The organism is Rickettsia endosymbiont of Gonocerus acuteangulatus (assembly GCF_964026435.1).
Lineage (GTDB): Bacteria > Pseudomonadota > Alphaproteobacteria > Rickettsiales > Rickettsiaceae > Rickettsia.
Genome location: NZ_OZ032147.1, coordinates 902,547 through 914,293, shown reverse-complemented (window position 1 = coordinate 914,293; position 11,747 = coordinate 902,547). Strand labels below are relative to the sequence as shown.

The window sequence follows — 11,747 nt, the reverse complement described above, 5'->3', positions numbered from 1 at the left end:
ATTTGAGTCTTTCTAATTAAGTGTGTAAATTTTTCATAGGGCTTAAATTCTACCTTCAAATTTTATCAAAAAGTGAGCCATAGCTGCGTTCCAGTTTGGAATCGGCATAGCCCATTTCTTGGTCATATAATCAATTGCCAAATATAAGGTCTTAAAAACGGCATTATCATTTGGAAAAACCCGTTTATTCTTGGTAACCTTACGTAATTGGCTATTGACAGATTCTACACTATTTGTTGTGTATATTACTTTCCTTATCGCCTCAGGGTATCCTAGAAAAACCATTAAATTTTCCCAATGAACATACCAAGATTTAGCAATTTGTGGATACTGTTTACTCCATTTAGCTTCAAAAGATTCTAAAGCAAGATGTGCTTCTTCCTCTGTGCTAGCAGTATAAATAGGCTTTAAATCAGCCGCTAATTCTTTTCGGTCTTTATATGATACATATTTTAAACTATTTCTAATCTGATGTACAATACATAATTGATGTTCGGTTTTCGGAAAAACTGCCTCTATCGCCTCAGACATACCGGTTAAATTATCACTGCAAGCAATAAGCATGTCTTGCATACCTCTGTTCTTCATCTCAGTAAAATTACCAAGCCAAAATTTTGCTCCTTCATTTTCACTGATCCACAATCCTAAAATATCCTTCCTGCCAGATAAATCAATACCTAATGCTACATATACAGACTTATTGATAATTCGTTTATCTTGACGTACTTTTACTACTAAACAGTCAAAAAATACTATAGCATATACTCGATCCAATGGTCGGCTTTGCCATATCTTGACATCCTCAATTACATCATCAGTAATTTGACTTATCAAACTTTCGCTAACGTCAGCTCCATACAATTCTTGCATTTGAATCTTAATATCAGATAAGCTCATTCCTTTAGCGTATAACGATATTATTTTATCATCAAATCCTTCAATACGTCTTTGACGCTTTGGAATTAATGCAGGTTCAAATGTACTACTTCTATCCCTTGGAACCTCAATCTCTATAACTCCATTATTTGTTACTAGATTCTTTACATTCTTACCATTACGAACATTATCACTATCAGTATGACAATATTTATCATATCCTAAGTGATTATTCATCTCTGAATGCAATGCCTTCTCTACAAGCCGTTTGGTTAATTGCTTTAATAAACCATCCTCTTTAAGTAATGTTGATATATCTGTATCATTATTTATTAATAAATCTATCGCTTGATTCATTGCTTCATTTTGTTTTTGGTGCATATAATTTCTCCTTTTGTTATATTATATTTTTATATAACCTTTGAGAAATTCCCACACTTATTTGGACAGAGCCTACGATTTTTCTAAATTAATTCATCTACATTATAATACCATAACATCACAGTTTGTTGATTATATTAGATATCCGAAGAATAATGGATATCAATCAATACATTTAGTCATATCAGGTGGTAGTAATAAAGGTAATATTGAACTTCAAATACGCTCTACCACTATGCATAGGCAAACACAATACGGTAGTGCACATCACACTTATAAAGCAAATAAGTATTATGCATCTCGTACTAATAATAATGTTAGTATAATATTATGTAATATTACATTAAGTTATAGTAATAGGATACTCAATGTTGATATAAGCATCGTAACTATTACCAGTAAAATAATCAATAACGTGAGTACTTATAATACTTTTGCTTCATTTACCCACACTCAACATAGTACTCATTTTGTTGTCAATAACACTACAACATGCACATTGTCTCGGACCACCACCCCAGAATATATAACGTATTATAATAATAATTTATCACTTTTGATAAAAGACATTAATACTATACATTACGACTTTTCTCTAAATATAAATCTCCAAAACTTACGCTATGTTTGATATAATGCCCATGAATTAAGGGATATTATGAAGTGCTTCACTATAAAACATTGCTGTGTAATAAGAGTTTTTAGCATATTTGCTATAACATAGCGTAAGTTTTGTCTCAATTTGAGTAACATTTTAGAATATAAATTAGTACCTTTAGCAGTAGTACAGATTCCGGCAAGTAATCTATTATTTGAACATAATAGTGTTTTTATTAATATCACTTACAAACCAATATTAGCTGAATGTGCTTTTCCGGCAACTATAACTTATACAAAGAGACATGAAGATTCCAATATCAGATCAAATAAAAGTAATCCCCGCCGCAAGCAGCGGGGTATTTTAGAAGAAAGCTAGCTGATGATCCTCATGCAGTTTCTGATATTCCTTGCCTTGGTTTTTTACGTATTTTCCTATCATATTCTCATTTCCATGCTTACCTACCGTACTCGTAAAATATCCATCAGTCCAAAATTCTCCACCCCATAATTGTTTCTTTACCTGTGGACACTGTCTAAATATTTGACGAGCTGTAACACTTTTAATTGTTGTTACTATTTTTGTTACGCTATAGGTTGGTACAGATTGTACCAAAAAATGGACATGATCTTCATCAACCCCTATTTCTAAAAATTTTATTTGATATCTCTTTTCTATCTCTAAACATATTTCTCGTAATACTTGATCAACTGATACGTCAAACACTGCTCGGCGATATTTTGCTGGAAATACCATGTGATACAGCAGTACCGTAACATTATGACTTTTATGTATATATTTGCTCATTCCGCCATATTACGCCGCAAGCGGCGGGGAATATACCCAAAAGAGATTTAAGCCACCCTCACCAAAAACAGATATAATTAACACAACATACAATACATTATTTGGCTACCATAAACGATAAAGTTGTTTTGGAACAATATGGTCAAAAGGACTTTTTATCAACTACTATAAACACAAACATTACTCAAATGCTTCCTATAATAACCTTATTAGTAGATCCATCAGAGCTGAATAAGAGAATAAATGATATATCAGATAGTAATAAGGACCAGTTATTACATCTTGGACTTCAACTTGGCTGTGTAGAATCAGTGCCATTATTAATCACACATGGTGCTAATCCTAATGCTACAAATTGTCATGGTGTAATATCATTACACTGTGCTGCTAAGAATGGTAACTTAGATTCAGCGAAATTATTAGCTAAAAATGGTGCTGATGTTAATGCTAAAACTGATCGTATCGAAACACCATTGCACTATGCTGTTAAGTCTGGTAACTTATACTTAGTAAAGTGGTTGATTGAAAATCAAGCTAATATTCATGCTAAAACCGATAATGGTGAAACAGTATTACACTATGCTGTTAGTTTTGGTAGCTCAGATTTAGTATACTTACTAATTGCCTATGGTGCTGATGTTAATGCTAAAACTGATAATGGTCTAACAGCATTACACTATGCTGTTGAGTCTGGTAACTTAGATTTAGTATCTTTGCTAATTTCCCATGGTGCTGATGTTAATGCTAAAACTAATAGTGGTGAAACAATATTATGTTCTGCAGTTGATTATGGTAGCCCAGATTTAGTATACTTACTAATTGCCTATGGTACTGATGTTAATGCTAAAACCGATAATGGTCTAACAGCATTACACTATGCTGTTGAGTCTGGTAACTTAGATTTAGTATCTTTGCTAATTCACAATGGTGCTAATGTCAATAATGCTAAAACAATATTACACTTTGCTGCTAAGTCTGGTAACTTAAATTTAGTAAATTGGTTGATTAAAAATAAAGCTGATATTCATGCTAAAACTAATAATGGCGAAACAATATTACACTTTGCTGCTGAGTCTGGTAACTTAAATTTAGTAAATTGGTTGATTAAAAATAAAGCTGATATTCATGCTAAAACTAATAATGGCGAAACAATATTACACTTTGCTGCTGAGTCTGGTAACTTAAATTTAGTAAATTGGTTGATTAAAAATAAAGCTGATATTCATGCTAAAACTAATAGTGGCGAAACAATATTACACTTTGCTGCTGAGTCTGGTAACTTAGCGTTAGTATCATTGCTAATGGTCTATGGTGCTGATGTCAATGCTAAAAATAATAGTGGTGAAACACCATTACACTATGCTGTTATATTTGATAGCTTAGATTTAGTAATTCACAATGGTGCTGATGTCAATACTAAAAATAATAGTGGTGAAACAGTATTAAACAGTATTATGGAGTTTAACAATTGTAATATTTTAAAATCTTTCATATTAGGTGGTGCAGACATTAATTTAGAAACAATGTTACCAGATGATCAGACAGACAGTATAATCAATTTGTGCGGTGATTTACGTATCAGTTAAATTGTGGAATATAGTGGAAAAAATGTGTGATTTATAGACATAGTTATAATGTAAGATCAAAGTATATGAAGTTACAACTAACTTTTATTCTTTAAACTCCAGTTTCGCAAGAGATCTAATAATAATAAAATCCTTTGATGCTGTTATACCAATAGATGGTTTAACAAGACTCAATAATTATGATGTTGGTATACAAGATAAACAACAATAAAATAACTGTTTTGTTAATAATGAATTTGTTTTTACGGTTCAACAAGATAACTTTTTTATAAAACCAACAGAGTTAACAGGAGATATTGTATCATATACTACTTAAAAAAGTGCCAAGAATAGAGCTATTGCTTATGTTCTCTAAATAATGAGGCAACTCTGTAATGAGGTTTTTAGATAATGGTAAAATAGAGATTGATAACAATGTTGCTGAACGAGCATAGTGGTAGGTATGAAAAACTGGCTTTTTTGTTGGATCATATGCTGGTGGAGAAATCACAGCTGTTATATATATAATCATATAATCAAAAGATATAGGATTACTTGGAAAATTTAGGTAAAAAGTATTGAAAATAATTAATAAGCATTAATGAAAAAGATAGAAGGTTATCAAACAAATTTTGAGATATGTATTTATGCTAAGAAGTTATTAGATAAAGTAATATATTTAAATAGTGTAGTAAAAGTACCACCAGTGGGTGTATTGGAGGTAAGGAAAGCTATATACTATGCTAAGAAATATCATGGTAGTCAGATGCGTCAATCAGGAGAACCATTTTATTCACATCCGATAGAAGTAGCATATATGATATCAGATTACTTATTTAGAACAGATATACTAGTAACTAGTATATTGCATGATACTATAGAGGATACAGAACTTACCAAGGAGAAAATATTACAAGAATTTGGAGAGAATATAGCCAATCAAGTAATGGATTTGACGAGGATTAAGGAGAATGGTATAAAGATTAGTTCTGCTGAAATGGTAGAGATGTTATACAAAGAGAAGAAACATGATGTACTTCTGATAAAGTTATTTGATAGACTGCATAATATACAGACAATAGGTGCTAAATCTCCTGAAAAAGCTAAAAAAATTATAAATGAAACTTTAATAAGTTTTATTGTTTTGATGCCTTACCTTGGAATTTCATCATTAGAAAAACACTTTTATCGTTTATGTTTTAATATTACACATAAAAATATATTAGTGGAAAATACATTATTAACTAGTAATCTTAAGTATAACTTTTGGAGTTATTTTAAACACAACACTGAAGCTATAAATATAATTTAGCATACTACTTGATTATTTATAGAATAGATTATTTTGGTAGTAATTGAAATACTTTATGCTTTAGGTTAATTCTATTAAATGTATATATTACATGAATTTCATTGTTATCAGGACTCATAATAATAGCAGGATATGAATATTCTTCAGACAGGATGTTATTATATTCTATATCCCCTTCAGGATAGATAGAATTTCTAATAGTGATAGGGTGCCAATTTAACCCCTCATCATAGGATGTAGCTACACTTAATACATTTCGTGATTTATGATTATTGATTACTCGATTATATGTAAGTAGTAATGTATCATCACCTAAATTAATGGCATCAATGGCACTATCAGGGTTTAATAAGTTTACTGGTTCTAAATTACTCCAATATATTCCATTATTTATGGATATTGATCTGTGTATGTAAGTAGACATTAAGGAATCAGTTTTTCTAGGTCTTACTAACATTATGATTTTATTTGGTAAATTACTACTAACTAAAGTTGGCTGTATAAAACCTCTGTAACCTTTTTGAAAAATTTGAGGGTTGGATGGTAATATAGGATTACTTAAATTCCATGTATGTAAATCTGATGAATATTCTATATATGAAAAATCATCAATACAACTTTCTCGAGAACACGGAGATAAAATATTATTTTCATAAATTAGTGGCTTATTACGTGCTGGTCCTAGGATACCATGTAATAGTTCTGGTTTTTGCCATGTTAATCCCTGATCATAAGAACGAGATAATATTCCACTCCATGTTCTTGGATAAGGGCCAATTTTACTAAAAATGAGTAACTGATTATTAAAGAAAGTAATTACTGGATTTCCACAACTGGTTATCCCATTATCTTGCTTTAGAGGGATATGATGATCACGGAAATATTGCGGTGAAACGATTCTTTTTGGAGTAGTCCATTGATAATGATTATTACTTTTAAATCCTAAACTGATCCAAATGCTATTATTTTCTTCTGACTTACCTGATTCAGATCGTGTTTTACCAAAAAATGATGTTATTAATTTTTTATCATCAAAAACAAATACGGTCGCAGCATGAACATCTTTTAGATCTGAATTATTTAAAATAAATTCTTCTATTTTTGTTTCTAAAATAAACATGATGTTTTATTTTTTTCTAAATTATTGAAATAATTTAATCCAAGTGTAAATCCTATTATTATTGGAAATAGTATCATTTGTATTCCCCAATGGCCAAAATATTTTGTTAAATATACAAGACCAAAAGATATAATAATATTCATGGAAACAGTCGATAAAGCAAAAATTATACTTGCTGTTCTAAAGCGTTTAAAAACTGGAAAATGTTTTAGAAAAATTGGCATAGCTGGATTGGCACTAAGAAAAAATAACATTACAAATGATTGAATTAAGAACAAATGAACAGAAGTAGTAATATTATTTAGTAAATAAGGACAAATGAGAGCAAAAATAAAAAATATTACTAATTTAATCTTAAGAATTCTTAATGGGTATATAATATAACTTAAATAAGTTAATATTAAATAAGCACAAAAATTTACTATTGCTACAATAAAATTGTGATGAATAACTGCTTCTGCTGTAAAATTAAAAGAATTTTTTAAAATTTCACCACAATAAATATAAGTAAAATAAAAACATATTGGCCAACCACATGATATTAATAATAAAAAGGAGACTGTTTTTAGATTGACCCTTTCATTGTAAATAAGATTATCTTTTAATGGATTATCTGTAGTTTTTTGTATTAAAGTAATATTTTTCTTAACACGACGTTTTGCATCAGCAAATTCAGGAGTTTCCCGTAAAGCAGTTCTGGCAACTGCTCCAACAATTGCTATTATAGTTCCAAGCCAAAACGCTATACGCCAATTAAATCCAAATGAGGTGACTAAAGATGCAACAGCTAAGGCTATCATTCCCCCTAAATTAGCAAATACTGATGTCATTAAAACAATAGGATATTGTATAGGAGGTTTTGTTATTTCTAGTAAGTATAGTTGTGCTCCAACTATTTCACCCATAGAAGATAGACCTTGAATAATACGACATGTTATAACTATCACAGTAGCAATGAGTCCTTTTTCAGCATAAGTTGGGACAAGGGCCATTGCAAGACATGAAGACGACATTAAGAATGTAGTAATAATTACAGTTGCTTTACGACCAATTATGTCACCAACTAAGCCAAAAATTATGGCTCCAACAGGTCTCATCACATAAGTGGAACAAAACGCAAAAGCAGAGTAAATGGCTTGAGTATGAGGGTCTGCCTTAGGAAAAAATAATTCATTTAATAAAACTGTCATATGAACATATAGCATCAGATCAAAATATTCTAAAAATGTTCCAATTGATAATAATCCTACAGCTTTTTTTTGTTCTGTTGTTAATGAAGTAAATGTTCCTTCATTATGTTTAATATATTCTATCATTACTTGACTGTTTTAAATACTATATAATGGTATCAGATGATATACAATTTATCTACTCCTTAATTTAAATATTAAAAATTTTATATATGATATTAATATTAAATTATCTTAATTCGTGATTATCAAAAATATTTTTGCCGATTTTAGTCCACTGATCTTGGATATTAGGATTTTGTATTAATTTTTCTTTTAAAGAAACAAAAGCTCCTAGTAAACTGTTAGTGGGTAAATCATCAAGTTTAGCTTTAACAACTAAGCCGCCGATTTCAATTAAACGACGGGTACGAGCTTTTCTTTCTTGAATTTTAAGTCTTGCTTCTTCAGTAATAATTTGAACTTTTTTTTGTTCTAATTTTAATCTACGTTTTATGACATTATCCATAGAGATAATTTTATTTTTGATTGTTATAATCATCATGAATTATCAATAAATTATGGAAGTCAACATCATAATTATAAGTGCTAAGAAATTCTGCAAATTTTTCTAAAACAAACTAACGTTTGATACAACTTTTAAGCTTGCAAAGTCCAGCATAATAATGAAATAAAGTTTATACCACTAAGTTTAAAGAAGTATTATGTATAAAAATTTTCTTAAGTTTTTTCTTATTGCAGTATCAGTAACTTTAATTACTAACGATATGTTTGCTGTCATAGAGTCAAAAGAAGTGTCCAATGATACTATAGATACTAAGCAGAACGAAGAAAATTTAGGAATTCCTAATGATTTTATATATAAAGGAAAAATTATATCTCCACATTGTATTATTGAAAGAAAAAGCAATATTATTGACCTAGAAAAATGCCATAAAGAACTAGAGAGTAAAAGAGCATATTATGAAGAAATCAGAGATGACAATCTAAGAGAAATAATAAAACCATCTAAAATAATCAGTGATGCAAATGAAATAAGAGTTACAAAGTATCAGATGATATATGAAGATGGTAGAATTGCTTCTGAAGAAAGCTATTGGATAAAATTTATAGGAACTTTTGCCAAAGAGCAATTTGCTATAGCCAATGAAGAGATTTATAATGGTAGGAGCATTTTACCTAATAATTTAGAAATATTTTATTTTAAGCACGACGGTGATCAGTTAATTATAAAGCCTTTAAACCAAGCTAAAAATGAATGGGCAACTATACGTAACGTATACATAAAAAATGGAGTGCTCTATTTTTCTAGGTTACTAAATCATCAACATACATGGTTGTTGATGCAAAAGGTAGCTGAATTGCAAGGAAATGTAAATGAAGACAGATTTGCACGTCTAGAAGCAGAAGACGCATGGGATTTTGATAAAGCTAGCTTTGTGATGCTGGGAGCAGAAAACCCAGAGAATTTTTCTAGTAAAGCCTTTTTTCAGATGCATGAACTAGATATAATGAATTCCGAAAGGGCTTCCTCATCTGCACCGTTATTTTTACCGTCTATACCGTATGAAATTGAATTTTGTTATGTGTGCCGTGGATCTTTTCATGAAGAAGATCTTACTAGAAACCCTATAGAAATTTATGAAGATAAATACTGTAACTCGTTACCATATATTGAGGTTTGGCTTAAATATAAGAAGGAAGAAAAACAAATCTTAAAAGTTGATGAGTTTGCAGCATTTGTTCAAAAAGTTAATGCTGTGTGTGAGAGTTACAAAAAAAAGAATAATACTAAGTAAGAAGATATAGTTAATGCCAAGGATAACAAATTTTTCTTTCTAATTTTATAAATTATGATAAAGGAACTATTAAAACATAATTTAACTCTATTGCTAAAGTCAAATAGTATAGTAAAAGATGCAAAATCTTATGTAGAACAATTTGGTTATGAAGCTGTGCAAGCCATTTAAAATCAAAATATCCCCATACCTAACCGAACCAGCAAACTAAGATCAATAAAAACAAATAAAGATGATTACCATTATTCAAGACCTATAAAGAAGTAGCAGAGAGAAGAGTTCTCTCCTTGTTTGTAAAAAAACAGGGAGAGACGCAATATATAAACCTTACGGTTTATTTTTGCTTGCTGGTTCAAGTGGTTCTGGTTTCAGTGGATGATTTTAAGATTGCATGGTAATGTCAATGATGGATTGAACATTGTTAGAATTAACAAACCATGGCGATACAGTTTGCAAGAATAGAAATAGTAAGTAGGAGTGAAGGTAAAAATGCTTGCCTTAAAGCCGCCTATAATGCCAGGCTGATTATTAAAGATGAGAGAACTAACATCACTTATAATTTTAGCAAAAAAGGCGATAATGTTTATCATGCTGTTTTATTGCCAGATCATGTAGATAAAAGATTCAAAGACTCAAGGATCTTGATGAATGAGGTAGAGCGTACATAGAAAAGACAAAACTTACGCTATGTTTGGTTCTAAATATCGTAAAGATGGAGAACGCAGCTGTTGTTGCATATAGTCATCTAAAAGCCCTAACTTTATTTGGTAAACCGTTTTACCGATTGTATTTGCAGTCCTTTTGAGAAATGCCCAAACTAAAAATGCACAACTAATATGATTACGTTGAATACGCTGTTTCCTGCATTGATAACGTTCTATCCCAGTAAGTTGCTTAATTTCTCTGTGCATGCTCTCAATTACCCATCGAAAGCCACACTCATCTTGTGCAGCTTTAGAAGATTTGTGAGTTTTGTTATTGGTAACAACATACTCAACTCTGTTGGTAGAAACAGTAAATTTAAACAAATTAACATGCTTATTTTTAGCAAAGCCTTTTATATGAATCTCTACTCCATGCCTGATCTCTTCATCTGAAAATGTCAACTCTTTTACAGCTTTATAAGGTTTAGAATCGTGTGTTTTACTAACGTTTCTATTGGCTTTAATAGGGGCATAATAATATTTCCCCAGAGAGTCAACATGTTGCATAATTTTGTGTGTAGAATACCATGTGTCAAAAAGTACTGTTTGAAAAGGAATCTTCTTGCTATAAACAGCATTATTTAACATGTTTAATAGGTGTTCTAGTTTTGTTGCTCCATCATGATCAGGTGCAAAAATTCGATAATCTATTACCCAAAACTTATTAATATCAGGGTTATAATATACCAGACTCACTACTCCTATACCTTTAGTAACTCTACCTGTAGCTCCACTGTACTGCGATCTTGCAATTTCTATTTGCTTCGTATTCCTTTTATTTAAAACCGTATCATCAAATATTGTATATCCATTAGATGAAAAAATAACATCATTCTTGATGTGTTCCCATAACAAAGAAGGTGTATATTTTTCATTCCTTAAAAATCTATTAATAACATCATGACTACATTTCTTTGCATGTTCAGCGTAGTAGGTTAAACTATAATTCTTTTGGCTAACTATTAAAAATTGACAATAATCTGTCCTATTAATTGGTATTGCTTGCAACTTTATCCTCTTTGACATGTTTAATTATTTTTACAATAATTTATCACTTTTTTACTCATAACGTAAGTTTTGTATAGCATAAGTCATTAAGGTACTGACAGAGTGAGAGTATCATGTTATAGTAAGCAAATATTAACAAGCATGTAAAGAGATATGGCACGAGCATATGCAATAGAACTAAGACTAAGAGTTATAAAAGCTGTAGAAGCAGGGATACGAATAAGTAAGGTAAGTAAATTATTTAATGTAAGTCGTGATACTATATATACAAAACTTACGCTATGTTTGATATAATGCCCATGAATTAAGGGATATTATGAAGTGCTTCACTATAAAACATTGCTGTGTAATAAGAGTTTTTAGCATATTTGCTATAACATAGCGTAA

Annotated in this window: 14 protein-coding genes and 1 pseudogene; 9 read left to right on the top strand and 6 right to left on the bottom strand. The window is 30.3% G+C overall.

Annotation, left to right across the window (positions count from 1 at the left end; translation table 11 throughout):
* Positions 1–42 precede the first annotated feature (42 nt).
* Positions 43–1,257 (bottom strand): IS256 family transposase, encoded by a 1,215-nt coding sequence (locus AAGD55_RS05595; protein ID WP_341790928.1) that lies wholly within the window; start codon positions 1,255–1,257, stop codon positions 43–45.
* Positions 1,258–1,297: 40 nt separating this feature from the next.
* On the opposite strand from AAGD55_RS05595, the gene AAGD55_RS05590 reads away from it, so the two are divergent.
* On the top strand, positions 1,298–1,888 hold the full coding sequence (locus AAGD55_RS05590) for a hypothetical protein (protein WP_341792414.1): 591 nt from the start codon (positions 1,298–1,300) through the stop codon (positions 1,886–1,888).
* A 111-nt stretch (positions 1,889–1,999) separates the two neighbouring features.
* Positions 2,000–2,233 (top strand): hypothetical protein, encoded by a 234-nt coding sequence (locus tag AAGD55_RS05585; protein ID WP_341792413.1) that lies wholly within the window; start codon positions 2,000–2,002, stop codon positions 2,231–2,233.
* On the opposite strand, the gene tnpA is transcribed toward AAGD55_RS05585, so the two are convergent.
* Complete coding sequence (gene tnpA, locus AAGD55_RS05580; RefSeq protein ID WP_341790826.1) at positions 2,219–2,662, bottom strand: IS200/IS605 family transposase; 444 nt, start codon at positions 2,660–2,662, stop codon at positions 2,219–2,221. The two genes, AAGD55_RS05585 and tnpA, sit on opposite strands and share 15 nt — an antisense overlap.
* Here tnpA and AAGD55_RS05575 point away from each other — a divergent pair.
* From AAGD55_RS05575 to AAGD55_RS05565, 4 genes are all read left to right on the top strand, one after another.
* On the top strand, positions 2,655–2,783 hold the full coding sequence (locus AAGD55_RS05575; protein ID WP_341792412.1) for a hypothetical protein: 129 nt from the start codon (positions 2,655–2,657) through the stop codon (positions 2,781–2,783). The genes tnpA and AAGD55_RS05575 overlap by 8 nt on opposite strands.
* Positions 2,784–2,790: 7 nt before the next feature.
* Complete coding sequence (locus AAGD55_RS05570) at positions 2,791–4,248, top strand: ankyrin repeat domain-containing protein (RefSeq protein ID WP_341792411.1); 1,458 nt, start codon at positions 2,791–2,793, stop codon at positions 4,246–4,248.
* Positions 4,249–4,622: 374 nt separating this feature from the next.
* Positions 4,623–4,682, top strand: a complete 60-nt coding sequence (locus AAGD55_RS12360) for a hypothetical protein (RefSeq protein ID WP_134820363.1) — start codon at positions 4,623–4,625, stop codon at positions 4,680–4,682.
* A gap of 146 nt (positions 4,683–4,828) precedes the next feature.
* A complete protein-coding gene (locus AAGD55_RS05565) occupies positions 4,829–5,539 on the top strand; it encodes an HD domain-containing protein (protein ID WP_341792410.1) in 711 nt (236 codons plus the stop codon).
* Positions 5,540–5,567: 28 nt separating this feature from the next.
* Here AAGD55_RS05565 and AAGD55_RS05560 read toward each other — a convergent pair whose 3' ends face one another.
* The 3 genes from AAGD55_RS05560 to AAGD55_RS05550 all read right to left on the bottom strand — a co-directional run bounded on the left by AAGD55_RS05560 (position 5,568) and on the right by AAGD55_RS05550 (position 8,357).
* Positions 5,568–6,659 (bottom strand): exo-alpha-sialidase, encoded by a 1,092-nt coding sequence (locus AAGD55_RS05560; RefSeq protein WP_341792409.1) that lies wholly within the window; start codon positions 6,657–6,659, stop codon positions 5,568–5,570.
* Positions 6,647–7,975: an MFS transporter gene (locus tag AAGD55_RS05555; protein ID WP_341792408.1), complete on the bottom strand. Its 1,329-nt coding sequence runs from the start codon at positions 7,973–7,975 to the stop codon at positions 6,647–6,649. The genes AAGD55_RS05560 and AAGD55_RS05555 overlap by 13 nt, the downstream gene beginning before the upstream one ends.
* A 103-nt stretch (positions 7,976–8,078) precedes the next feature.
* On the bottom strand, positions 8,079–8,357 hold the full coding sequence (locus AAGD55_RS05550) for a conjugal transfer protein TraD (RefSeq protein WP_266234755.1): 279 nt from the start codon (positions 8,355–8,357) through the stop codon (positions 8,079–8,081).
* Positions 8,358–8,553: 196 nt separating this feature from the next.
* On the opposite strand from AAGD55_RS05550, the gene AAGD55_RS05545 reads away from it, so the two are divergent.
* Positions 8,554–9,648 carry a hypothetical protein gene (locus AAGD55_RS05545; protein ID WP_341792407.1) on the top strand — a complete coding sequence of 365 codons (1,095 nt, stop codon included), beginning with the start codon at positions 8,554–8,556 and terminating at the stop codon, positions 9,646–9,648.
* A 437-nt stretch (positions 9,649–10,085) separates the two neighbouring features.
* A pseudogene (locus tag AAGD55_RS05540) lies at positions 10,086–10,313 on the top strand (MobA/MobL family protein); the annotation flags it as partial.
* A gap of 15 nt (positions 10,314–10,328) precedes the next feature.
* Here the strand turns inward: AAGD55_RS05540 and AAGD55_RS05535 are convergent.
* Entirely contained in the window at positions 10,329–11,378 is a 1,050-nt protein-coding gene (locus AAGD55_RS05535) for a transposase (protein WP_341791020.1), read from the bottom strand.
* 135 nt (positions 11,379–11,513) lie between these two features.
* On the opposite strand from AAGD55_RS05535, the gene AAGD55_RS05530 reads away from it, so the two are divergent.
* Positions 11,514–11,654 (top strand): IS630 transposase-related protein, encoded by a 141-nt coding sequence (locus tag AAGD55_RS05530; protein WP_341791021.1) that lies wholly within the window; start codon positions 11,514–11,516, stop codon positions 11,652–11,654.
* Positions 11,655–11,747 lie beyond the last annotated feature (93 nt).